The organism is Peribacillus sp. NPDC101480, from assembly GCF_050277335.1.
Classification (GTDB): Bacteria; Bacillota; Bacilli; order Bacillales; family DSM-1321; genus Peribacillus.
Genome location: NZ_JBNNSB010000001.1, coordinates 323683 through 348062, shown reverse-complemented (window position 1 = coordinate 348062; position 24380 = coordinate 323683). Strand labels below are relative to the sequence as shown.

At 42.8% G+C, this 24380-nt stretch carries 19 protein-coding genes and 3 other annotated features; of the genes, 6 read left to right on the top strand and 13 right to left on the bottom strand.

The features are described from left to right. Nucleotides 1-66: 66 nt before the first annotated feature. Nucleotides 67-969 (bottom strand): LysR family transcriptional regulator, encoded by a 903-nt coding sequence (locus ACQKMF_RS01810; RefSeq protein ID WP_402939403.1) that lies wholly within the window; start codon nt 967-969, stop codon nt 67-69. Between the two features lie 120 nt (nt 970-1089). Here ACQKMF_RS01810 and ACQKMF_RS01805 point away from each other — a divergent pair, with 120 nt between their 5' ends. Further along, nucleotides 1090-3093 (top strand): YhgE/Pip family protein, encoded by a 2004-nt coding sequence (locus ACQKMF_RS01805; protein ID WP_402939406.1) that lies wholly within the window; start codon nt 1090-1092, stop codon nt 3091-3093. Nucleotides 3094-3568: 475 nt separating this feature from the next. Here ACQKMF_RS01805 and ACQKMF_RS01800 read toward each other — a convergent pair whose 3' ends face one another. After that, nucleotides 3569-5017 (bottom strand): DHA2 family efflux MFS transporter permease subunit, encoded by a 1449-nt coding sequence (locus tag ACQKMF_RS01800; RefSeq protein ID WP_402940148.1) that lies wholly within the window; start codon nt 5015-5017, stop codon nt 3569-3571. A 257-nt stretch (nt 5018-5274) separates the two neighbouring features. Here ACQKMF_RS01800 and ACQKMF_RS01795 point away from each other — a divergent pair, with 257 nt between their 5' ends. Then, nucleotides 5275-6171 carry a TetR/AcrR family transcriptional regulator gene (locus tag ACQKMF_RS01795; RefSeq protein ID WP_260358477.1) on the top strand — a complete coding sequence of 299 codons (897 nt, stop codon included), beginning with the start codon at nt 5275-5277 and terminating at the stop codon, nt 6169-6171. 144 nt (nt 6172-6315) lie between these two features. Then, nucleotides 6316-7989: a ribonuclease J gene (locus tag ACQKMF_RS01790; protein ID WP_101223168.1), complete on the top strand. Its 1674-nt coding sequence runs from the start codon at nt 6316-6318 to the stop codon at nt 7987-7989. Nucleotides 7990-8046: 57 nt separating this feature from the next. Here the strand turns inward: ACQKMF_RS01790 and ACQKMF_RS01785 are convergent, their stop codons facing one another. The 4 genes from ACQKMF_RS01785 to asnA all read right to left on the bottom strand — a co-directional run bounded on the left by ACQKMF_RS01785 (nt 8047) and on the right by asnA (nt 13062). Beyond that, entirely contained in the window at nt 8047-9384 is a 1338-nt protein-coding gene (locus ACQKMF_RS01785) for an amino acid permease (RefSeq protein ID WP_427572399.1), read from the bottom strand. A 191-nt stretch (nt 9385-9575) separates the two neighbouring features. After that, nucleotides 9576-10208 carry a LysE family transporter gene (locus ACQKMF_RS01780; RefSeq protein WP_402939411.1) on the bottom strand — a complete coding sequence of 211 codons (633 nt, stop codon included), beginning with the start codon at nt 10206-10208 and terminating at the stop codon, nt 9576-9578. A gap of 152 nt (nt 10209-10360) precedes the next feature. Then, nucleotides 10361-11593 (bottom strand): MFS transporter, encoded by a 1233-nt coding sequence (locus ACQKMF_RS01775; RefSeq protein WP_230176604.1) that lies wholly within the window; start codon nt 11591-11593, stop codon nt 10361-10363. Nucleotides 11594-12066: 473 nt separating this feature from the next. Continuing rightward, entirely contained in the window at nt 12067-13062 is a 996-nt protein-coding gene (gene asnA, locus ACQKMF_RS01770; protein WP_427572397.1) for an aspartate--ammonia ligase, read from the bottom strand. Nucleotides 13063-13330: 268 nt separating this feature from the next. On the opposite strand from asnA, the gene ACQKMF_RS01765 reads away from it, so the two are divergent. Both ACQKMF_RS01765 and ACQKMF_RS01760 read left to right on the top strand, forming a co-directional pair. Further along, nucleotides 13331-13957, top strand: coding sequence for a LysE family transporter (locus ACQKMF_RS01765; protein ID WP_101223172.1), 627 nt, complete (start codon nt 13331-13333; stop codon nt 13955-13957). A 133-nt stretch (nt 13958-14090) separates the two neighbouring features. After that, nucleotides 14091-14534 carry a hypothetical protein gene (locus tag ACQKMF_RS01760; protein ID WP_427571560.1) on the top strand — a complete coding sequence of 148 codons (444 nt, stop codon included), beginning with the start codon at nt 14091-14093 and terminating at the stop codon, nt 14532-14534. Between the two features lie 95 nt (nt 14535-14629). On the opposite strand, the gene thrS is transcribed toward ACQKMF_RS01760, so the two are convergent. Then, nucleotides 14630-16537: a threonine--tRNA ligase gene (gene thrS, locus ACQKMF_RS01755; RefSeq protein ID WP_427572395.1), complete on the bottom strand. Its 1908-nt coding sequence runs from the start codon at nt 16535-16537 to the stop codon at nt 14630-14632. 60 nt (nt 16538-16597) lie between these two features. Then, nucleotides 16598-16819: a binding site (T-box leader), on the bottom strand. A 31-nt stretch (nt 16820-16850) separates the two neighbouring features. Beyond that, nucleotides 16851-17072 (bottom strand) — a binding site (T-box leader). A 30-nt stretch (nt 17073-17102) separates the two neighbouring features. After that, nucleotides 17103-17323: a binding site (T-box leader), on the bottom strand. Between the two features lie 122 nt (nt 17324-17445). On the opposite strand from thrS, the gene ACQKMF_RS01750 reads away from it, so the two are divergent. Further along, entirely contained in the window at nt 17446-17721 is a 276-nt protein-coding gene (locus ACQKMF_RS01750; protein ID WP_402939422.1) for a hypothetical protein, read from the top strand. A 44-nt stretch (nt 17722-17765) separates the two neighbouring features. On the opposite strand, the gene ACQKMF_RS01745 is transcribed toward ACQKMF_RS01750, so the two are convergent. From ACQKMF_RS01745 to ACQKMF_RS01720, 6 genes are all read right to left on the bottom strand, one after another. Beyond that, complete coding sequence (locus tag ACQKMF_RS01745; RefSeq protein ID WP_427571558.1) at nt 17766-18365, bottom strand: DUF7010 family protein; 600 nt, start codon at nt 18363-18365, stop codon at nt 17766-17768. A gap of 360 nt (nt 18366-18725) precedes the next feature. Further along, a complete protein-coding gene (locus ACQKMF_RS01740) occupies nt 18726-20189 on the bottom strand; it encodes an amino acid permease (protein ID WP_402939427.1) in 1464 nt (487 codons plus the stop codon). A 102-nt stretch (nt 20190-20291) separates the two neighbouring features. After that, on the bottom strand, nt 20292-21617 hold the full coding sequence (locus tag ACQKMF_RS01735; RefSeq protein WP_427571556.1) for a peptidase: 1326 nt from the start codon (nt 21615-21617) through the stop codon (nt 20292-20294). A 27-nt stretch (nt 21618-21644) separates the two neighbouring features. After that, entirely contained in the window at nt 21645-22307 is a 663-nt protein-coding gene (locus ACQKMF_RS01730) for a 3-oxoacid CoA-transferase subunit B (RefSeq protein ID WP_427571554.1), read from the bottom strand. Next, entirely contained in the window at nt 22292-22990 is a 699-nt protein-coding gene (locus ACQKMF_RS01725) for a CoA transferase subunit A (protein WP_402939436.1), read from the bottom strand. Before ACQKMF_RS01725 ends, ACQKMF_RS01730 begins: the two co-directional genes overlap by 16 nt. Nucleotides 22991-23000: 10 nt before the next feature. Beyond that, complete coding sequence (locus ACQKMF_RS01720; RefSeq protein ID WP_101223180.1) at nt 23001-24368, bottom strand: aspartate aminotransferase family protein; 1368 nt, start codon at nt 24366-24368, stop codon at nt 23001-23003. Nucleotides 24369-24380: the final 12 nt, after the last annotated feature.

The following is a 24380-nucleotide window of genomic DNA, read 5'->3' as shown; positions in this document are numbered from 1 at the left end:
TTATACTTTTTATGCCTTCACCCATTTATTCGCCCTAACCGGCGATTTATTCGACCTTTACCACATTTATTCATCCTTTAGCCTAGCGGAATTGACGGCAGCGAAGTAATCCATGACAAATAACCGAAATTGCTTGGCTACTGCGGTGAAGTAGCGTTTTTCTGACCAGCCAAGCCCTATTGTTCTTTGACAAACAGGTTCTGTTATTCGGATTTTATGGGATAATGATCCGGTTTGATGAAGCCATGTCAATTCGGATACGAAGGCGATCCCCAACCCTTTCCTGACAAGGTCCGAGATGACAGCTGGTTCATCTCCTTCGAAGGCGATGTGCTGGACGAATCCCGCTTCGAGGCAAAATTGGTCGGTTAGGCTGCGGAACCCGAAGCCTGTATTCATACTGATGAATGGTTCATCTTTCACTTCTTTGAGTGTTATGCTTTCCCTGCCAGCCAGCCGGTGATTGGGAGGCACGATCAAGTATATTTCTTCGGTGATCAGCGGTTCCCACCTTAAGTCTGGTCCTTCGATCGGAACGGACGATATGCAATAATCGATTTCTCCTTCAATTAAAAGCTGCTTCATTGATGATATGGATTTTAGGAATTGTTGAAAACGGACATCCGGGTACTGAGATAAAAATGCACCCAATAAATCAGGCAGGACCCTGGGAATGGTAACGGCCAAAGTGATGTTCTTTTGGTCTTGATCTGCTAATTCCACTATTTCGCGCCTTCCTTCATTCAGTTCCGCAAAAGCGCGTTCGACCCGGTTCAAGAATATTCGGCCGGCTGCATTGAGCTTGATTTTCCGGTGTTCCCTATCGAAAAGTGCGACACCCAAATCCTCTTCAAGCCGGGATATGGTTTTACTGAGGGATGGCTGAGCTATTTGAAGTTGTTCCGCAGCCTTCGTCATATGTTCCAGTCGTGCTACAGTTTGAAAGTACTGCAGCTGTAATATTTCCATTTTCCCACTCTTTTCGCATAGATTTAAATCTATTATTACATAATCAATTATGTATTATACAGTATCTAAAAAAGCCATTATCATGAAATAATCTCTTATTTAGAAAGGGCAGGCTCAATAATGAAAGGTTTACAACTTGTATTGCAAGATATTAAAGCAATGTGGAAACATAAACACGGGAGAATCGCCTTGATTTTCCTTTTGGTCGTTCCATTGATTTACTCTGGTTTCTTCTTGGCTGGATATTGGAATCCTTATGGACAGTTGGATCAGCTCCCTGTAGCAGTGGTCAATCTCGATAATGGTTCGGAAATGGACGATAAGCCAGTCCAAGCTGGAGATGATTTCGTTAAAGAATTAAAAAAGCAAAAAGAATTGGACTTTCACTTTGTCACGGCAAAAAAGGCTAATACAGGTCTTGAAGAAGGTACCTATTATTTGGTTGTCACGATTCCGGAGGATTTTTCGGAAAATGTCACGACTTTAATGGATGAAAAACCGGAAAGAGCTAAACTTTTGTATACTGTCAATCCAGGTAAAAACTTCGTTGCCTCACAAATCAGCTCAACTGCTGTTGAAAAGATGACTGCAAAAATCAACGCAAGCATTACGAAAGTCTATTCTGAAGGCATCCTTTCAAAATTCCAGGAGGTTTCTAAAGGCTTGGCGAATGCCGGGGATGGAGCAGAAGAGCTTCAACAAGGAACGGCGGAAGCGAAAAGCGGCAGTGAAAAATTGGATGATGGCATTCAGGATTTAAATGATGGCGCCCAGAAACTGCACACAGGAAGCACCAAGCTCTTGGATGGACAAGAAGCCTTAGCTGATGGTGCGAAAGGATTAACATCAGGTTCGAAGAACTTGTATTCCGGCATGAAGCAGCTATCGGATGGACATCACTCATTGGAAAGTGGGATGAATGAAGTAAGTCAGGGTGTTGAGGACTGGTCAGCCGGAAATAAAAAATTGATGCAAGGGCAAGAACAGGCTGCCGATACAGCGAATACTCTTAAGAAACAATTGGATGCCTATATGAAAAGTCATCCTGATGCAATAAAGGATCAAGACTTCAAGCAAATCATTGCCCTATCAGAAGGGTTAACCAAAACAGCCGCCACTTTAAATGCCGGTCAAAGGCAATTGGGAGAAGGTGCTGAAAAAGTGGCTGATGGACAAGAGACCATTCAAACCGGGATGAATGCCTTTGGTGATAAAATGGCACAAGCTACTTCAGGTGCCAAGCAATTAAACGAGGGGTCTCTAGAATTCGCGAATGGTTTCTCTAATTGGACAAATGGTTTCTCCACTTTAAATGCCGGAATCGTTTCGCTAGCTGGCGGAAGCAGCCAACTAGCCAGTGGATCAACGGAACTACAAGAAGGACTGGCTTCGCTGGAAACGGGCTCAAGCAAGTTATCCTCCAAGCTTAATGAAGCTGCCGATAAAACGGCTAGTCTTCAGTACGACGATTCGACCACTTCAATGTTCTCTGAACCCGTGCAATTGGTCCAATCCAATTTATCCGAAGTTCCTAACTATGGTACCGGAATTGCCCCTTATTTTCTGTCTTTGGCCTTTTATGTAGGCGGCATCATGGCTTCCAATATCTTGCCGCTTGGCCGCAGGCAGAATCTTAGGGTTACCGGAACCGTTCATTTCACGAATAAATTAATGCTAGTATATGTAATCGGCTTGATTCAGGCAGTGCTAGTGGATGCAGTGGTCCTGCTTGGATTCCATTTACATGTAGCAAGTGTCCCTGTATTCATTCTATCTAGCATCATCGTTTCATTTACCTTCATGACGTTCATTCTTATGCTGGTGACCGTATTCGGAGTGGTCGGAAAATTCGCGGCCGTGACCCTTCTCGTGTTCCAATTGGCTACATGCGGCGGAACATTCCCAGACGAACTGGGCATGTCGCTATTGACGAAAATCGGTCAATTTTTACCTATGGCCCATTCACTAAAGGAACTTCAAGAGGTCATCTCCTTAGGCGGCTGGGAAAACTTGCAGGTGCAGATGTGGATCCTACTTGCCTATCTCGTTTCTGCCGCGATCATTGGCTGGATAGCCAGTCATATCCAGCATGCAAAAGTAACTTCAGAGGAAGTGACATCTTGATGTAAAAAAAGCGCAGTGCAAATGGCACTGCGACTTTTTTGTATAAAAGTGAAATCACCGGGTAAAACATATTTGATTCATGGGTCGATTTAAATAGGTGATAGGTCGAATATTTCCAACGTGGGTCGAATTTAATCGGCGGTAGGTCGAATTTACTCCAGCGGGGGTCGAATTTAATCGGTGATAGGTCGAATTATTCCAGCGGGGGTCGAATTTAATCGGCGGTAGGTCGAATTATTCCAACGTGGGTCGCATTTAATCGGGGGTAGGTCGAATTATTCCAACGTGGGTCGAATTAAATCAGGGGTAGGTCGAATTTACTCGAGCGGGGGTCGAATTACTCCAGCGTAGATCGAATAATTCGCTGTAGCCTGAATTAATTCCGCTGTAAATCAAACTAGATGGCTGATGTTATTAAAAAAAGCCCTATGCTGCCTGAACGATTCAGGCGGCATAGGGCTTTTTAATGTTTCATTTAAGCGGTTTGATCTTTTTTCATAGCTGGTTTTTCTTCAGCTGGCCATGCACGCTTAATGAATAATGCCAGAATCAGCGCCACACCGGCAATGAAGGTAGATACAAAGAAGGAGAAGTTAATTCCATCCAGCATTGCCTGCATCCCGATTTGGGCTTTCATTTGGCCCATCACCTCAGCGGTGGGCTGGCTTGTTAATTTGCTCATCGCTTTCGTCATTAAATCTTCGGCAGTAGAAGCTGCACGGTTAGACATGACCGTAACGAGCAATGCCGTACCGATCGCACCGGAAACTTGGTTCAGTGTGTTATTCATGGCTGTACCGTGCGGGTTCATGCGGGCTGGCAGCGAGTTCAAACCATTTGTCATGATCGGCATCATGGACATTGACATCCCGAAGGAACGAACGGAAAACAGGATTACAATTTCTGTATACGTAGTTTCCATTGATAATTTACTTAGCAAATACGTAGTTACCACGGTGATAAGCAATCCGATTGAAGCAAGGATGCGGGCACCGAACTTATCGAAAAGCTTACCGGTGACCGGTGACATGAGGGCCATTAATAACGCACCTGGAAGCATCAGTAATCCAGAATCGAATGGTGAAATGCCACGTACTGTTTGTGTGTACATCGGAATTAAGATCATCCCCGAGAACATCGCCATGTTCAGTACGATTGAGATCGTTGCGGATAAAGCGAACATCGGGTGCTTGAAGATCTTGAACTCAAGCATTGGTGTTTCCATTTTAAGCTGGCGTGTTATGAAAAGGATCAGGGAGATGGCACCGACAATCAGTGTGCCGTATACCTCAAGGCTATCCCAACCTTTGCTGCCTGCCGAACTGAATCCGTAAAGCAAACCGCCGAAGCCTAAGCTTGAAAGGATGACCGATATTTTATCGATTGAGATATTGACTTTTTCCTTGTGGTCTTTAAGTTTAAAGAAGCCGAAAATAAGAACAAGTAAAGCTAGCGGAGTAATGAAATGGAATAGCATTCTCCAATCATAATGTTCGATGATCCAGCCTGAAAGCGTCGGCCCGATTGCAGGGGCAAACATCATGACCAAACCGAATAGTCCCATTGCCGAGCCCCGTTTTTCAACAGGGAAAGAAGTTAAAAGTACGTTCATTAATAATGGCATCATGATTGCCGAACCGGCAGCCTGAACCATACGTGCGCTCAATAATAGCGGGAATACATGCGCTACACCTGCCACGATTGTCCCGATTGAGAATAGGAGCATGGCTGTCAGGAACAGATTACGTACCGAATATTTTCTTATTAAGAAGGCAGTTGTCGGAATCATGATTCCGTTCACGAGCATGTAGCCAGTTGTCAGCCATTGAACTGTGGAAGTCTCTATTCCCAGGTCTATTTGAATTGATGGCAGTGCAATATTTAAAAGGGTTGAATTCAGTATCGATATGAACGCCCCGACCATCAGTATGGCCAAAATGCCATACGAACCCTTTTTCTCATTTATTTGTGCAGTACTCACTTTTTATCTATTCCTCCATTCAAACTATTGGTTCATTTAATTATACGAGCGGTATATTCCAATCTCACAAAATCAATAATATACCCCTAGTTCAATTTTTGCAATAGAAATTTACTGGTTTAAATAAGGGTTTGTGCTGTCATGAAAAATAGAGTACGATTAAATTTATACAAGCAGTATAATGAAAATTAGGTGATATGATGAATAATCGAAGGCAGAATGTCATCGATACGGCTCATAAGCTTTTTATTGACAAAGGCTACCAAGCGACGTCCATCCAGGACATTCTAGACGGCAGCGGTATATCAAAAGGTACATTTTATAATTATTTCCCTTCGAAGGGTGAATTATTTATAGCCATTTTCCGTTCCTTTTATACAAAGATTCGCCATGAACGGGAAAAACTGTTGATTGGTCAAGATTCCGCCGATATTGAAATTTTCATCCGGCAGCTAGAACTGCAATTAATGGTGAACAAGCAAAGCAAATTGCTTATCCTGATTGAAGAAGTCCGTGTTTCCAACGATGAAGAATTAAAACAATTCATCAATAAAACGCTATTGTTGAGCTTACGCTGGATGTATAACCGTTTTATCGATATCTTCGGGGAAAGCAAAAAACCCTATCTTTTAGATAGCGTCATTATCTTTCATTCGATGATGACCCACATGAATCATTTTAGTTATCGTGCTAATCCGGCCGGTACACCGGACATACAAATTATCCGCTATTGCATGAACCGCATTGTCCATTTAGTCAATGAAGTGGCTGAAAGCGGGGAACAGATCATCGATCCGGAACTAATGGACACATGGTTTCCAAACTTTACAAACCACCTTGAACCTTGCCATAATGATTTGCTTCATTCCACCACGGAATTGAAAAAAGCGATAAACAAAGCTTTTCCTTGCGATGAAAATCGAACAAGAGCCATTGAATTGGTCGACTTCATCCAAGATGAGCTAATGCAGTCTGACAAACCGCGAGAATTCTTGATAGAAAGTTTGCTGGCCACTTTGAAGACTAGATATGCTTCTCAGGTCCAAGCATACATTGATTCTTTTGAAGAAAGCATCAACTCTTGCTTGAGCCGTTGAAGATTGAAGACACACGCACCTACCGAAATCGGCAGGTGTTTTTTTACGGCTTCTTGCATTGCCCCGATTTTATAAAAAGAGTGGTTTTATAAAAGGTGCCTAAGGAAACACTATCCTTATCATAATAAAGGGAGGTCTACCCACTTGAGTGTGAAAGAGAATGCTTTGTCCATACTGGCTCTGGGCGGAGTGAATGAAATCGGTAAAAACATGTATGTGGTTCAATATGCAAACGATATCGTCATTATTGACTGTGGTGCCAAGTTTCCTGATGAAAGTTTATTAGGAGTCGATTTAATCATTCCTGATATTTCCTTTCTCCAGGAGAATAAGGAGAAGATCCGGGCTTTGATTGTTACTCATGGGCATGAAGATCATATTGGCGGTATCCCCTATTTCTTAAAAAAATTGAATGTACCCATTTATGCCACACGTTTAACACTAGGTTTGATTGAATTGAAATTAAAAGAACATAACCTTTTGGGTGATACGAAGTTAATCCAGATCGACTCGGATTCAAGATTGGAATTCGGAGAGATGGTTCTCGACTTTTTCAAAACGAATCATAGTATACCCGATTGCCTTGGTGTCACCATGCGAACGCCAGAAGGCACGGTCGTTCATACAGGGGACTTTAAGTTTGACTTGACTCCCATGAATGATCAGTATCCCGATATTCATAAAATGGCCAAGATCGGGAGTGAAGGTGTTTTGGTTTTATTATCGGAAAGCACGAACGCTGAACGTCCCGGCTCCAGTCCCTCGGAGCATCTCGTTGGCAGCCATATCGAAGAGGCCTTCATGCAGGCAAAACAGAAAGTCTTTCTTTCGACCTTCGCTTCAAATGTAAATCGAGTTCAACAAGTTGTGAACGCTGCACAGAAGACAAACCGGAAACTTGCCCTAATTGGACGTAGCATGGTGAACGTCGTATCCGTTGCCATTGAACGCGGCTACCTCGAGGTACCTGATGGGATGCTTATCCAACCACATGAAGTCGATAATTATGCGCCTGAAAGGATCGCGGTTTTATGTACAGGAAGTCAAGGAGAGCCGTTTGCTGCCCTTTCCCGCCTTTCCAGTTCAAATTATCGGGATATGAGTATACTGCCTGATGATACAGTGATTCTTGCCTCCACTCCAATACCCGGAAATGAACGGGATGTTTCACGAATCATCGACAACCTATTTCAACTTGGTGCCAAAGTCATTTACGGTTCTGGGACTGTAACAGGCATGCATGTATCCGGACATGCCTATCAGGAAGAGTTGAAGCTCATGCTTACCCTTATGAAACCGAAGTATTTCATTCCAATTCACGGTGAATATCGGATGTTGCACCAACATCGATTACTGGCTGAGTCTGTCGGGGTAGAGAAGGGCAATACTTTCATTATCAGTAATGGCGATGTGGTGGATATTGAAAACTCCGTTGCCCGTCAAACGAGAAAGGTGGCTGCCGGCAATACCTTTGTTGACGGTGTCGGCGTTGGTGATGTTGGAGAAATCGTTCTGCGGGACCGTAAGCAGCTTTCCGAAGATGGCATGCTCGTAATCGTCATAACATTAAGCAAGTCGGAACGAAAAATAGTATCAGGACCCGATACAATTTCCCGTGGATTTGTATATGTTCAAAATTCCGAGGACCTCCTTAAACATGTGAATCGTCTTGTCACGAAAACGGTCAACGACTTACAAAGTGAAAAGATATACCGTTGGAACATCATCAAACAAACCATAAAGAAGGAATTGGGGCACTATCTCTTTACTCAAACTAAGAAAAAGCCAATGATCCTTCCGATCATCATTGAAATTTAGCACCAAATCGAAAGCACACAAAAAGGAACTAGACTTCGTTAGTCGAGTTCCTTTTTTTCAATCAAGTTCTGATTTACTGGCTTTTGCGGCCATCGCCTTGTTCTTATTCCAAACCTTGAATTTCATGAAAACGGCGGCAAGACCGATGATCACGATGAATAAAAGGCTGATGAAAAAACCTGGACGTATTTCTTTTTCAAGCAAAGTGCCACTGACCGCCGCTAAAATTAAAAGAAGTCCGAAAACGGCCGTGATCTTACTCCAAATCTTATTTTCCAAGATTTTAAATGAAGAAAGAATGATGAATGCCCAGTTATACAAAAGTAATATTCCAGCAGATGTTGTGATGTATTCATAAATCTTGCCTGGCAGGAGCAAGGCAGTGATGATTGACCCTAAAAGTCCTAAGGCTCCAAGACCAAGTGAAGGCAGTGGAAGGTCCTTGAATTTCTTGATCTTTTGCATGAATAATGAGGGTGCGTTCCCGTCATTGGAGAGTGTTACCAAAAGATTGGTTACACCAAAAAGTGAAGCGGTCATCGTCGAGAAACCAGCTATTATAATTGCACCATTAAATACGTGCGGGAAAAATGTCAGATGATAGCTGTCCAATGCCGAAACGAATGGACTTTCTTTTTCACTGAATGCCCCTAACGATATCATGGTTACGGCTAACCCCAATGAAACCACATATATGATGGTTAGAACCAAGAGCATGATCGTCCCTGCCTTTGGCGCATCTTCTTTCTTTTTAAGCTGCATCGCCATCAGTCCAATGACCTCAATGCCGCCAAACGCATAAAAAGCATAGATTAGTGATGTCCAAAACCCTTTTAACCCTTTTGGAAATAATTCATTGAACTTATTCGGAAAGGATGGCGGTTTCCCTCCATCAAGACCAAACCAGCCGAAAACGGCACATATTGCTATAATGATAAACATTATGATTGCTGCTGTCTTAATTACCGCAAGGATGTTTTCCACCCTGTCGAACCCTTTTGTTCCCAACAATACCACCACGATTGAAACAATTGCGAATCCGGATGCAAATAGCCACAGCGGTACTTTCGGGAACCAAAATTGAGATAATAGCGAAAGCGCAGTAAGCTGGCTTCCCATGATCAATATATTGGAGGACCAATAATTCCAGCCACAGCTAAAGCCAGCCCATCGTCCAAATGCTTTATTGGCATAATAACAAAAAGAACCCTCTTGAGGATCGGCCGCAGTCATCTTGGCAAGCAGATTATAAACGATGTAGGTACCTAGTGCAGCTAATACAAATGAAAATACAATGGATGGCCCCGTCGTTTTTATCCCTATAGTCGATCCAAGGAAATACCCTGTCCCGATCGTACAGCCTACACCGACCAATGATAGCTGCCACCATTTCATATCGCCTTGTTGTTCACCTGATGCATTAGAATCTTGGACAGCCTTCCCTTTCGCTGAACTGCAATTGGCTTTTGTCGTCATGACATTCCTCCTCCTTCCATCATTCATAGTGTTGATATTGCCACAATGAATTATGCAAGGAAGAAGTTTTCAAATACCCTACCTTATGTAATAAACTAAAGCATTGTGCTTTATAATATGATGGCAGAAATACCTTGATATGCAAAATAAACCCCAAAGCCTACCAATGATAATCCAGAGATGATCGAAATGGCCATTAAGCTTTTTTCATTTAAGAACCTGCGAAATCCATTCGTTAATGCCGCTACAAAAAAATCCCAACAGGTAAGCCCAAGGAAGATCATCCCGCTATAAATGAAAAGTTGGGATGTCCCATAACTTGAAGCTGTTTTAGCTAAAACAGATCCATATATCCCCAACCAAAATAAAATGGATAATGGACTGGTCACAGACATGATGAACCCTGTCAAAAAACAGGAAATTAAAGAATCTTTATTCCTATATTCATTTAATAATATCGTATTGACCCGCAAAACACTTTCGACCCCAGAATAAATAAGCACGAATCCCCCAAAAAGCCATAGAAAAATCTGGACAATCGGAATTTCTAAAAACCTTACCATACCTATATACACTAAAATCATGAACAAGGCATCTGCAATCATCGACCCTGCCCCAACGATCCAGGCATGCCAAAACCCGTTCTTGATTCCTTTATCGATACGAGCAGAGTTCACCGGACCGATCGGTGCTGCAAGGGTAAGTCCCAAGAAAAAGTAACTCAGCAGTAAATGTACACTCAAAAAGCATCACTCCTTCGAGCTAGTTCATGACTTGTACATTTTATGTGACAACCCTCGGCCTATAACCACTTGCCATAAAAAATTTCCCGATTTACAAACAAAAAAAGCCGTGGGAAAGCCCGGCTTTTTCGGAGAACTTCTATAGAAACCTATTAGGCAGCAGCTTCTTTTTTATCTGAGCTAATGAATTTCATAACAATCAAAACGATGCCTATACCAATGATCCCTGAAATGATATAGGTCAAATTGATATGATTTTTCATGACAAGGGACATGACCGGAGGGCCTGCCGCAACTCCAATGAACCTTGATGACATATAGAAGGAAGTTATCGTACCCCGCTGTTCCTTTTTTATATTTTGAGTGATGATTGCGTCGAGTGTCGGCAATAACGCACCAATCGCTATGCCCACCAAACTCGTTACGAGTAATAAAAGGAAAACCTTGTTTTTTGTAAAACCGACAAATACAAGGCTGATTGAAAGAACAGCTATACTGATCATGATGATTTTTTTCATGATTGGTAATTCACCCTTGATTTTTTTCCCGGCAACATAAGAAGATACACAAAGGAAAAACAGCGGGATCGCTATTACTAAACCTTTTTTAACTCCATGCAAATCATGGATTTTTTCCAGATTATCAGACAAAAAGAAAAGAACACCAAACAAAACCAACATGACAAATACACCAATCAGGAAAACTGTATATAACCATTTCCCTTCCTGCTTGAATATTTTTTTCGTATCATGCCAGAATTCTTTGAATTTCTTCGGATCATCCTTCTCCTTTGGTACCTTTATAAAGAAAAAGACCAAGACAATAGATATTAAACTGAAGAATGAAATTGAGAAGAATGGTAAAAACCAGATAAATGCAGCAAACAGGGAACCCAGTATTGGACTCAGTACTTTCCCAAATGTATTCGAGGTTTCTATGATTCCTAAACAAGAACTGGTTTTTTCATCATCATCCTTGTATAGATCCCCCACCAGAGGCAAAATGATGGGCGAGGCCCCAGACGCCCCAATCCCTTGCAATACCCTCCCAATGATGATCCATGTGTATGGATTCTCCATTTTCCATGATGCATAACCTGCGATCAAGCCGCCGATAAGGGCTAGGATCAAGCTTGGCAGAATCACCATTTTCCGTCCAAATCTATCTGATAAATAACCCGCTATAGGAATTAAAAAAATGGATGCTACGGAATAGCTTGTTATAACCATACTTGATTGAAATGAAGATATTCCCACCTTTTCCTCGAAAATGGGCAAAACCGGGATAAGCATTGAATTTCCAAGTGTCATTACCAATGGAATCGATGCCATACTGATCAGGCACCATACGCTTACATCTTTATTTTGCTTCTCATGACCTTCCATACTTACACTCCTCATCCATTATAAAAGCAACTTATTGCATAAAAGGTAACATTGTGAAACTAATTTGTTTTGCATCATTATAGATGTCTTCAATTATTATGTTATAGCGCAGAAAGATTTATTCAGTAGCGCTTTACCCAAAATTACCCCTATTACCTTTAAAACAAAAAAACCATTCTGTTTAAGAATGGGTCAGACTGTTGACAAACTCGATATTAATTAAGATTGCCTACATTTTTTTGAGGGAGTGTAAAATATGAACGATGATTTCCACTTTAGGCACTCGCTTTCCGCGGGCGGTCCGGGAGCCTCCTCGGCGCTCTTGGCGCCTGTGGGGTCTCCCTTGGACGCGCTTTTCCCGCAGGAGTCTCGTACCTTCCGTTCCAATCAACTTTGTTAAAATTGCAATTGGAGCCCCTTTTGTCTACAAACTCAACCCATTCTGTTTAATAATGGGTTTCATCCTTTCGTCTTTATAAAAGAATAATATTCCTTTTTTCACAATCCTTTAATATTTGGTCATTCCATACCGAAACCTGAACCTCGCCAATATGTGCTTTCTTCAGCAGAAACATGCATAATCTGGATTGCCCTATTCCTCCACCTATTGAATACGGAAGCTTTCCTTCCAATACGGCCTTATGATAATCGAGCACCTTACGATTTTCGTTTTTGGATAATCTTAATTGTTTTAACAGTGACTTTTCATCTACTCGAATTCCCATTGAAGAAACTTCAAAAGCACATTCCAAGAGTGGATTCCATAAAATGATATCTCCATTTAGGTCCCAATCATCATAATCCGGTGAACGTCCATCATGCTTTTCCCCCGATTGTAACTCTCCGCCAATTTTCATGATGAAAATTGCACCATATTTATTCGCTGCCACATTCTCCCTTTCCTTCGAAGTCAGATTCGGGTATAAATCCTCCAACTCCTGGGTCGTAATGAAGTGAATGTCATCAGGTAACACAGGCTTAAGCAGATGATGGAATTCAAACATATAACATTCGGTCGATTTAATGGCTCTATATATTTTTTTCACTTCAGATTTTAATGTATCTACGTTACGCTGTTCCTTCGTTATGACTTTCTCCCAGTCCCATTGATCCACAAATAAAGAGTGTAAATGATCAAGTTTTTCATCACGTCTTATCGCATTCATATTTGTGTAAATGCCTTCATCACACGCCAAACCATACCTAGATAGAGTGATTCTTTTCCACTTCGCCAAAGATTGAACCACTTCGATTTGTTTATTCTTAATATCCAGAGCTTCAAAGGTAAGAATCCGATCCACACCATTTAAATTGTCATTTATGCCATTACCTTCATTTAAAATAATAGGTGCTGATACTTTAATCAGGTTTAACGCATTTGAAATTCCTTCTTCAAAATGATTCTTAATTTCATTTATTGCAATATCCGTATGCATGATATCAAGAATTGTTTTGTATTTATTCGGCATCGATAATTCAGGCATAATTATCCTCCAATTCCGCTTTGAATAGCGCATGCATTAAAATTGGCGTCTTTCCATTTGACTAAATTACATTATGAAGGAGTTTTCTGTGTTGTTACAAAAACACCATGTCACGACTAGGTACATCCATAAGCAGCAAACCGGACAATGATTCACCATATCCACTCAAAAAAAGGGTCAAAAATGTGGTACAAGTCCAATTATCTGAATACATTCAAATAAGTGAAGATGTAACAAACGATGAGGTGATGAATTGGGTGTTTTTTTCAGCTATGTATTATTAGGCTTATCACTGGCGGCTCCTATCGGTCCCATAAATGCTGCTCAATTGGACAAAGGAATCAAGAAGGGTTTTTGGCATGCCTGGGTTTTTGGCTGGGGTGCCATTTTAGCTGATTTTGTATTTATAGCCCTCGTCTTTTTCGGTGTCGTCCACTTTTTGGACAACTCCTTCATGAAGACATTTTTATGGCTGTTTGGATTTTTCGTCCTGACCTATACCGGAATCGAAAGTCTGTTAAGTGCAGGTAAGATTGAAGTGAATGCGCGAAAAGCGAAAGATTCCCTTATTTCTTCATTCCTGACAGGATTCATCATGTCCCTTTCGAATCCTTTATCCATTTTGTTTTGGCTTGGAATTTATGGATCCATTCTGGCAAACTCCGCTTCAAAATATGATATGGATCAATTGCTTTTATACAGTTCAGGGATCCTTGTCGGCCTCTTAACCTGGGATTTCGCAATGGCCATCATCGCCAGCACCTTCAGACGCATTTTATCCAAACCCATTCTAATGGGCATCTCGATCATTTCAGGAATATCCCTTATAGGGATTGGCATTTACTTTGCAATCCAAGCAGCCAAGGCTTTATTTACATAAAGAGTTTACTCTTACATTCATTAAATATATAAAATAGGCAGCCCATTTTAATGTCCATCTTTGCCCATGTCGGAAACTTATCCCTCTTTGTTCATAGCTTTCAAAGGGTAAACACAAAGGGAGGATTTCTTAAATGTATAATAATTATTACCCTTATAATGTTCCATATTATAATGATCCATATTATTATGATAATTCTTATGCCAATTTGCCTTATTATGATCACAGAATGCCAGTACAAACACTGGTTCCATTAGCTACTATTCAGAGTCATTTAAACGCAGGCCGACAAGGTCATTGTTTCAGAGGTATTTGGGGTAACACCGAGCACACCTTTATTTTGATGGGGTTCAATGCTGCTACTGGTATGGTACAAATACTCGAAGGTGGCATCCCGAATGAGATTCATCATACAGATATAGTCGGATTACAATATCTAGGATTAACCTGCCCTGTCGGTGGCGGCGGTCAAGGTGGCGGTCAAGGTGGCGGACAAGGTGGCGGTCAAGGCGGACCGGGCGGTAACTGTTTCCAGCAGTTCGTTCAGGGCGTTGGCTGGGTATGGATTTGTAGATAGAAAAAAGACAGCCGAAATATTCCGGCTGTCTTTTTTTATCCAAATCTAATCCAATGGGCATTTACTCGTGAGTTCCGGATTAAGCTGCTTTTTTGTTAGTTGCCGCGTTCTTTTATTTGCTGTACCATTTTCTTAATGAACATTTCTATTGCGACATTTTCAAATGCTTGTTCCCCGTATTTCCGGACATTCACTTCATTTTCTTTCTCTTCTTTATCTCCAAGAACCAGCATATATGGGATTTTTCCCATTTGTGCTTCCCTGACTTTATACCCCAGCTTTTCATTCCTATCATCGATTTTCACTCTTATGCCTTTATTCTTCAGTTCTTTTTGAACCTTTAAACAATAGTTCAAATGAACCTGTGAGACAGGGATGATCTGTACTTGCACCGGAGCGAGCCATACGGGAAATGCACCGGCAAAATGTTCTATCAGAATTCCAAAAAAACGATCGATCGATCCATAAATGGCACGATGAATGACGACCGGACGGACTTTTTCATTATTTTCATCAATGTAAGTCAGATCAAATTTATCGGGCATTTGAAAATCAAGCTGGATTGTTGCACATTGATGGCTTCTTTTTAATGCATCTTTAATATGAAAATCAATTTTTGGTCCATAAAATGCCCCGTCCCCTTCATTTACTTGATAATGTATCCCGATGCTTTCCAGAACATTTTTCAAGGCTGTTTCAGAAGCTTCCCAAAGGGAATCATCGCCCATTGAATCCTCTGGACGAGTCGAGAGCTCCACGGAATACTCGAATCCAAAAGTGCGATACACTTTATCAATCAGATGAAACACTTGTTTAATTTCACTTTCGATTTGATCCTTCCGAACATAAATGTGGGCATCATCCTGGCAAAATGTACGGACACGCAGCATCCCGTTCAATGCACCGCTATATTCATGACGGTGGACTTGACCGAATTCGGCCATCCGGATGGGTAAATCCCTGTAAGAATAAAGACTGTTTTTGAATATAAGCATATGACCCGGACAGTTCATTGGCTTCATCGCGAATTTTGTTTGATCCACCTCAGTGAAGTACATATTCTCATGGTAATGATCCCAGTGACCCGATTGTTCCCATAACCGCTGGTTCATCATGAAAGGAGTGCGAACTTCGTCGTAGTCAGCTTCAGTTTGAAGCTCCCGTGAGAACTTCTCCAATTCATTTCTAACAATTTGTCCTTTCGGTAAATAAAACGGCATTCCAGGGGCTTCCTCCGAAAACATGAATAACTCCAACTGCTTCCCTAATTTACGGTGATCGCGTTTAGCCGCTTCTTCCAGAAATTCAAAATGCTCCTGTAAATCTTTTTTCTTTTGGAAAGCAACGCCATACACCCTTTGAAGCACTTCATTTTGATTGTCTCCCCGCCAGTAGGCACCAGATACACGAGTCAATTTGAACGATTTTACAAATGAAGTGGATGGAAGGTGCGGCCCTCTGCAAAGATCGACGAATTCCCCTTGTTGATAAAGCGTTAATTTTTCACCATTAGGGATGTTCTTTGCTATATCCAACTTGAATGACTCCCCTCTGCCCACGAATAACTTTACAGCTTCATCATAAGTCGCTTCGACCCTTTTAATTTCCAGATTTTCACTTATGATATGCTCCATCTCTTTTTCAATGGCTTGTAGATCTTCTGAACTCAAAGGATGGTCTAACTTAAAATCATAGTAAAAACCATCTTCCACTACTGGCCCCATCCCTAATTCCACGTTTTGGTATAATCTTTTCACAGCCTGCGCCAAAACATGTGCCGATGTATGTCGTAACACTTGTAATCCTTCATCCGAATCCAGAGTCAAGATCGACAGTTCGGCATCCTTATTAAGCTTGTGACTTAGATCAACCAGTTGCTTACCCAGTTTTCCTGCTACTGCCTTTTTCCTTAAACTTGAGCTGATGGACCCTGCCACACTTTCCACCGTCACCCCTTGCGGATATTCCCTTTGCTGCCCATCCGGGAATTGAACTTTAATCATTTTTTCACTCATCACATAAACACCCCTTTTTTAATAATAAAAAAACGCACTCATCCCTATGCGAGGGACGAGTGCGTTTACCCGTGGTTCCACCCAATTTCCCATAAGCAAAAAACACTCATGGCTCTGGAGCTTGTAACGCAGCTTAGACGATATCAGTTACTCTTGTTCACCGATATAGCTCAAAGGCGGTAAATCAGTTTCCTAAGCCAGGAAGTTCGCAGCTGCCCTTCCCTCTCTGCAGACCGTAAAAATGATTCATGTCCTTATCATGGCAATAATTATAATAATATAAAAACGCACCCATCCCTAAGTAAGGGACGAGTGCGTTTACCCGTGGTTCCACCCAATTTCCCATAAGCAAAAAACACTCATGGCTCTGGAGCTTGTAACGCAGCTTAGACGATATCAGTTACTCTTGTTCACCGATATAGCTCAAAGGCGGTAAATCAGTTTCCTAAGCCAGGAAGTTCGCAGCTGCCCTCCCCTCTCTGCAGACCGTAAAAATGATTCATGTCCTTATCATGGCAATAATTATAATAATAAAAAACGCACCCATCCCTAAGTAAGGGACGAGTGCGTTACCCGTGATTCCACCCAATTTCCCATAAGCGAAAAACACTCATGGCTCTGGAGCTTGTAACGCAGCTTAGACGATATCAGTTACTCTTGTTCACCGATATAACTCAAAGGCGGTAAATCAGTTTCCTAAGCCAGGAAGTTCGCAGCTGCCCTTCCCTCTCTGCAGACCGTAAAAATGATTCATGTCCTTATCAATGCTTCTAAAAATGTAAATGGATTTTTATATTGTTATATATATTACAATATATTCCCATAAGTGACAACCTCAAATTTATTAATTTCATTACAAACACTAAATTGGTATAATTAGTAAAAAAGGAGTCTCTATGAAAAGTTTAAGCAATTGGTCTATCGTATTTGCAGTGATTGGTACACTATCATTTTGCTGTTCCCTTGCTTTAGCAAAAGCCTCCGAGCTGCTTATGATTTCAGGATTCGGTGCGTTGCTTATTGGTATGTTTTGCAGTTTAGGGGCCATGTTTATCAACGAAAAAGGGAAGTTGAAGTTTTTGGCTGTGGCTGCATTTTTTCTTTTAAGTTTCATTCTCGTTTGGAATGAGCCATTTCAAATTGTCAGGCTCTTGACCTGGATGAAAAATTAATCGAAATGAAAAACCCGTTCTTCATGACGGGTTTTTTGATGAGTTCAATCTTCATCGGCTATCGTTCGACTTGAATTCTTTATTCCAAGCCATAGCGTAAGTCCAGTGGTCCAGAGAATTAGCGTACATCCGAAGCCGAGCAATGATAACGGTGCAAGGATTTGATGCTCCCCAAACATGACGGTGTCTGGCACAATAAGCAATGTGATAAGCGCCAATAAACAGAGAAGCACTCCTGTTGCATAGTAAACCTTGATTTGGAAAAGTGACGCCAAAGGTAAAAAATGAATCCCAACAATAATGGCGATGATGCCTGGTATAAGATCAATCTGATCTATCAAGTTACAGATGGCAATGGCAATTCCAATCAGCAAACCTTCGGCAATGAAAACCATATTAAACAAAAATCCGATACGCTTCAGACGCCTAGCCCCATTTTCTGAAACTTGATTGGACATTTTTTGTGATGCATGAATTAATGATATGCCTCCGATAACCATTATGATTCCGACCAATATGGCTGCGAGTTCCACGTAGGGAAACCCCCACCCCTGCAATCCCATTACACCGGTACCTGCCCATAGTGTACCGAAGAACGCCATGAAAATGACTCCAATTCCAGAACCGCGAAACGCCTCTTTCATCATCAGTTTCCTTTCATGCAAAGTTTTATCATACATAGAATAATAGTATTGCGCACCCTCCCCGATTATTCAGCTGCAATAAAATGATTTTATTGAAAAAATTACCATATCGCGAACTTTAATAGATAATTTCCGCTTTCGGAGATATATTTCGATTTTCGGAGATATATTCCTATTTTCGGAGATATAACTGGATTTTCGGAGATATAACCGGATTTTCGGAGATATAACTGGGTTTCGCAGATATATTCCGTTTTTCGGAGATATAACCGGATTTCCGCAGATATAACCGGATTTCGATACAAATCCCCATAAAAAAACCTGAGTCCCTAAAGGGGTCTCAGGTTTTTTCCATTGGTATCAAGCCACATCTGATTTATCGAATTGACAATCTTTTAATGATATTAATTTGGTTTTATGATAAAACTTGTATCCTAACCAGACTACCAGGAATATCGGCAATCCGATATAGGAGACAGCGACGCCATACCAGTCGATGCTGCCGCTTAGGAATGCTTCATAATTCTGTCCTGCAATGACGAGCATGCACAGGGCGAATGAAAGAATCGGACCGAATGGAAACCATTTTGCTTTATATTTCAATTCGTTTAGGTCACCACCTTGTGCAACATAGGCACGTCTAAAGCGATAATGGCTTATGGCGATTCCAATCCAGGCGATGAAACCAGTCAGCCCGGATGCATTCAATAGCCATGTAAATACATGGTCCCCGAAAATGGAGGTCAAGAAGGCGAGTCCTCCAATTAAGGACGTGATGATCAAAGCATTCATCGGGATTCCCCTGCGGTTGACTTTGGCCAGGAATTTGGGAGCTTGTTTATCTTTTGCCATCGACCATAACATCCGCGTTGATGCATATAGCCCCGAGTTCCCTGCAGATAGTAAGGAGGTTAACACGACAGCATTCATGACTGATGCCGCAAATGCCAGTCCTGCCCGTTCAAAGACTAGTGTGAAAGGGCTTACAGAAATGTTTTCGACATCTCCGTTCAACAAACTTGGACTCGTATAAGGTATTAAGAGACCGAGTATCAGGATGGCCCCGATGTAAAATAAGAGGATGCGCCAAAATACTTGGCGGATCGCATTCGGAACATTTTTTTCGGGTTCTTCACTTTCTCCGGCAGCAATACCAACCAGTTCTGTGCCTTGAAAAGAAAATCCCGCGATTAGAAAGATTGAGATGATCGATAAAAATCCTCCCTTGAATGGTGCCTCATCCATGGTGAAGTTTTCAAATCCGATCACCTTTCCGCCAAAAACCCCCAATATGGTCAATAAACCAATAATGATAAAGCAAATGATGGCGACGACTTTTATTAAGGCAAACCAATATTCAGATTCACCATAGCTTTTAATGGATAGGGCGTTGAGGGTGAAGACGATTCCAAGAAACAATGCGCTCCATATAAGGCTGGGTACATCAGGGAGCCAAAATTTCATGATGATGGCTGCTGCAGCTATTTCCACAGCAAGGGTTACTGCCCAGTTAAACCAATAATTCCAGCCAAGTGCAAAGCCGAATGCGGGATCAACAAAGCGTGTGGCGTAGGTGGAAAATGATCCCGACACAGGCATATATGTCGCCATTTCCCCTAAGCTCGTCATCAGGAAATAAACCATGATTCCAATGCAGGCATATGCAGCGAGGGCACCACCGGGCCCTGCACTCTGGATGGTTGCCCCGCTTGCCAGGAATAATCCGGTTCCTATTGAACCGCCGATGGCAATCATGGTCATATGCCTTGCTTTCAGTTGCCTTTTAACTGTCGGTTCTTGATTATCAATGAGATTCATGTCCATATGGTTCCTACCTCATTTTCTTTTAAAGTTAAAAGTTCAAGAAATAGTAAAAAGTTTTTTTAATAACCGCTTTTCGCTTTACTTGCTGGGATATTATCCAGTTTAATTGCCATTGCCTGGTATCGTCTCCCTATTCCCTGCCTGTGTGACCCCATCCTGCTCAGTCTCCATTCCGCACCATTGAATTAAAGTAAGGGCAATGATCTCCGCTGTGGAGAATACGTTGTCCAGCAGGATATATTCATTTGGATAGTGGGCAACCTCGGTTACTCCTGGCCCGAAAACGATTGCAGGCGTTTCACCGACATGTGTCAGCAATCCCCCGTCCGTTCCCCAAGGGGATGCTTCAATGACCGGGTCCTGTCCGGCAACTTGCCGATATTGATGAACAAGCGCATTCATCAGTTCATGCTCTACATCAATTGCACCTGGTACCCAGCGTGCCCCGAACCATTCCAATACGGCCGGGTTTTCCTTGAACCATTGGTCCACTTCCTCCAGCTGCAATAACCAGGCGGCCATTTCTTCCTTCGCCTGCTCCATCGTTTCCTCTGGCGCAACGCCCATCCTTCCTTCGACCTTCACAAGGTCGGGAACGGATGACGGCCAATTACCGCCTTCAATGACACCAAGATTGATCGGAATCGGAATAGGCGTGTTCTGATAAAGCGGATCAATGATACGTGCATTTCGCTTTTCTTCCAAGGCACGGATATGATTGATTACGGTCATGCTTTTTTCAATCGCACTAACGCCTTCATACCTTGTTCCGCCATGGGCTGACCGTCCTTTAACAGAGATTCGGAACCACATCGAACCCTGCTGTTTCGGGAAAATCCTCATATTCGTCGGCTCAGGGATCAGGGCAGCATCGGCTTTATATCCCCTCAGGACGGCTGCTAATGTTCCGGCCCCGCCGCTTTCTTCTTCAATCACACTTTGAAAAATGACATCTCCCTTTAATTGGATGCCATTTTCCTTCAATGCCTGCATCGCAAGGATCAGCGATACATTTCCACCCTTCATATCGGTTACTCCGCGTCCAAACATTCTTCCATTCTTAATGGCTCCGCTATATGGGTCGTCGTCCCACTGATCCCGGTCTCCATCCGGAACCACATCGATGTGTCCGTTCAGTATGATGGAACGTCCGCCTCCAGTCCCTTTCATGATACCTACCACATTGGGGCTGTTGGAAAATTCACTGCGCGGGGAATAAAAATAAGAATGCTTTTTCAGCTCGCCGCCGTCAGGTTCCCAACTATCGATCTGCAAACCCATTTCCTGCAGCTTTTGGGCGACGATGGCTTGTGCCCCTGCTTCATTTCCTTGCGTACTCGGGGCTTGTACCATTTTTTGCAAAAGGTTTGTTCCTTCTTCCCGATTATCCTTGATCCATTGGTTTATCCGTTTTTTTATATCCGGCACGTTTATCCTCCTTAATTACACATAATCTTATTCAATGGTGGTGACGGCAGCTTGGATTTTCAATGTTGCCTCTGTATTCCTTATCACATCATCCACGGTATATGGCGTCATGACTTCCTTCAGCACCAATCCTTCCGATGTAACTTCCATGACTGCCATTTCCGTAATGATTAAATCCACACTCTGCTTTGCCGTCAATGGAAGCGTACATGTCTTCAAGATCTTCGATTCACCCTGCTTATTCACGTGATTCATCAGGACGATCACCTTTTTGGCTTTCTGGGCAAGTTCCATTGCCCCGCCCATCCCCGGCACCCGCTTTCCTGGGACGATCCAATTCGCCAAATCCCCTTTTTCACTCACTTCCAAGGCTCCAAGTATGGTGATGTCGATGTATCCTTTCCTGATCATTCCAAATGCCGTTGCACTGTCAAAGTAAGAAGCTCCCGGTACAGTGGTGATCGGGAAACCTCCCGCATTACAGAGGGCAGGATCTTCTTTCCCGGGATCAGGACTTGGACCGGTACCGAGAACTCCATTTTCCGCATGGAACAGCACAGAGATATCTTGAGGTATGTGATCTGCCACCAAGGTAGGGATGCCGATGCCTAAATTGACGATCAGTCCATCATGGATTTCCTTGGCGGCGCGTTTCGCGATGCGATTTCGTACATCTACTGCCATGCCCATTTCCAATTCACCCCTTTTGTCGGAATCACCATATCTACATAAATGCCTGGTGTGGCAATACATTCCGGATCCAATTCGCCTGCAGGAACGATTTCCTCCACTTCAGCAATCGTAAAGGCTCCAGCCATCGCGACCAGCGGATTGAAATTACATGCAGTCTTGTCGTACACTAAATTCCCCAGCGAATCAGCCTTTTTGGCATGGACGATGCTTACTTCAGCCGTCAAAGCGGTTTCCACCAAGTATTCTTTTCCTTCTATCACAATCTTGTTCTTGCCTTCTTCGGCTATCGTACCAATCCCGACATCGACAAAAATCCCGCCTAAGCCTACACCGCCAGCACGAATCCGTTCAGCCAATGTCCCTTGCGGTGAAAATTCGACTTGCAGCTTCCCTTCAGTCATGAGCCTGCCGGCATTAGGATTGGATCCGATATGCGAGGCAATCACTTTCTTTGCCCTTTCAGCAGTCACAAGCCGGCCTATGCCAATGTCAGGAAATCCTGTATCATTGCCAATCAAGGTCAAATCCTTAACACCCTTGGCCAGGATACCCTGCACGAGCGTGGGGGGAGTCCCCACTCCGCCAAATCCGCCATACATGAGCGTGCATCCATCGGAAATATGCTCCAGTGCTTCTTCCAGGGTCACAATTTTGTTTTTCTTCGTAATGACCTGCTTCATACCGTTCCTCCTAAATAGCCTGCATGTCCTCAATCAAACCTTCCGAGTGCAATTCACGCTGCAACTCTTCAAGGGAAGCTTCCAGTATCTTGACGAGGCGATCGATTTCTTCATTCGTAATGATTAATGGCGGAGATAGGATAACCGCATCACCAGCGATTCCTTCAATCGCACCTGCAGCAGGATAGATCAACAATCCCTTAGCAAACGCCTTATTGACAAGCCTAGTGGTCAGGCCGATTTGCAAGTCGAATGGCGTTTTTGAAATCCGATTGGAGACAAACTCAAGTCCGAGGAGAAGCCCTTTCCCCCGTACATCACCAATGATGTCGAATTTCCCAGCCAATCCTTGCAGCTTCTTAAATAGATATTGACCTTTCTCTTCCGCTGCCTGAACCAGGTCATTTCCCTCAATGTAGGAAAGCACTTCCAATGAAACGGCTGCAGATAGAGGATTTGCACTATATGTGTGTCCAGCCATGATTGAATTCGAGCCTTTTAAAATAGGCTCCATGACACGGTCACTAACCATTGTGGCTGCCATTGGAGTATAACCGGCGCTCATTCCTTTACCCAATGCGATGATATCCGGGTCGACTCCCCAATGTTCCATAGCGAACATTTTTCCTGTCCGTCCGATTCCCGTCATTACCTCATCGGCGATAAAGAGAATGTCATAGTTTTCGCAGATTTCCTTAATCCTTTGATAGTAACCATCCGGCGGTGTTACAGCACCAGCGGATGCCCCGATGATCGGTTCTGCGATGAAGGCTGCGATATTCTCGGAGCCGACCCTTTGAATGGCTGTTTCCAGTTCATTTGCACACTGAAGCTTGCAGCCGGAAAATTCATTATTATAAGGACATCGATAACAGTAGGGAGCGGAAATGCTAGGGAAATCTTCCAATAGCGGAACAAAACGCTTTCTCCTCGGTACATGACCTGACATCGATAAAGCGCCCATCGTAATCCCATGATAACTCGTCCATCTGGAGACGATACGATTTTTACGCTCATATCCTTTTTCTTGCCAATGCTGAATCGCTATCTTCATCGCCGTTTCGGTCGCTTCGGATCCGCTATTCACGAAAAATGACCAATTCAAATCCCCTGGAGCCAAATCACTTAGCTTTTTGGCCAATGCCTCTGCGGCTTCACTCGTAAAATGAGACCTGTATGCAAAAGAAACTTTGCGGGCCTGCTCCGTCATTGCATCGACAACGTCCATTACACCATGGCCAATACTTGCCGTAACAGCACCTGATGATCCGTCTATATACTGCTTTCCATCTGTATCATAAAGATAAATTCCATTCCCATGAGAGATAGTGGGATAGTCATGATCTAAAGTAGGCTTAATCAAATAATTGCGTGTCATGTCATCTCTCCT

Bases quoted from the DNA above. Each gene is read 5' to 3' on its own strand.
- ACQKMF_RS01810 (WP_402939403.1), bottom strand. From the start codon at position 969: ATGGAAATATTACAGCTGCAGTACTTTCAAACTGTAGCACGACTGGAA.
- ACQKMF_RS01805 (WP_402939406.1), top strand. From the start codon at position 1,090: ATGAAAGGTTTACAACTTGTATTGCAAGATATTAAAGCAATGTGGAAA.
- ACQKMF_RS01800 (WP_402940148.1), bottom strand. From the start codon at position 5,017: ATGGTCGGGGCGTTCATATCGATACTGAATTCAACCCTTTTAAATATT.
- ACQKMF_RS01795 (WP_260358477.1), top strand. From the start codon at position 5,275: ATGAATAATCGAAGGCAGAATGTCATCGATACGGCTCATAAGCTTTTT.
- ACQKMF_RS01785 (WP_427572399.1), bottom strand. From the start codon at position 9,384: ATGAAATGGTGGCAGCTATCATTGGTCGGTGTAGGCTGTACGATCGGG.
- ACQKMF_RS01775 (WP_230176604.1), bottom strand. From the start codon at position 11,593: ATGGAAGGTCATGAGAAGCAAAATAAAGATGTAAGCGTATGGTGCCTG.
- asnA (WP_427572397.1), bottom strand. From the start codon at position 13,062: ATGCCGAATAAATACAAAACAATTCTTGATATCATGCATACGGATATT.
- ACQKMF_RS01760 (WP_427571560.1), top strand. From the start codon at position 14,091: ATGTATAATAATTATTACCCTTATAATGTTCCATATTATAATGATCCA.
- thrS (WP_427572395.1), bottom strand. From the start codon at position 16,537: ATGATTAAAGTTCAATTCCCGGATGGGCAGCAAAGGGAATATCCGCAA.
- ACQKMF_RS01750 (WP_402939422.1), top strand. From the start codon at position 17,446: ATGAAAAGTTTAAGCAATTGGTCTATCGTATTTGCAGTGATTGGTACA.
- ACQKMF_RS01745 (WP_427571558.1), bottom strand. From the start codon at position 18,365: ATGAAAGAGGCGTTTCGCGGTTCTGGAATTGGAGTCATTTTCATGGCG.
- ACQKMF_RS01740 (WP_402939427.1), bottom strand. From the start codon at position 20,189: ATGGACATGAATCTCATTGATAATCAAGAACCGACAGTTAAAAGGCAA.
- ACQKMF_RS01730 (WP_427571554.1), bottom strand. From the start codon at position 22,307: ATGGGCATGGCAGTAGATGTACGAAATCGCATCGCGAAACGCGCCGCC.
- ACQKMF_RS01725 (WP_402939436.1), bottom strand. From the start codon at position 22,990: ATGAAGCAGGTCATTACGAAGAAAAACAAAATTGTGACCCTGGAAGAA.
- ACQKMF_RS01720 (WP_101223180.1), bottom strand. From the start codon at position 24,368: ATGACACGCAATTATTTGATTAAGCCTACTTTAGATCATGACTATCCC.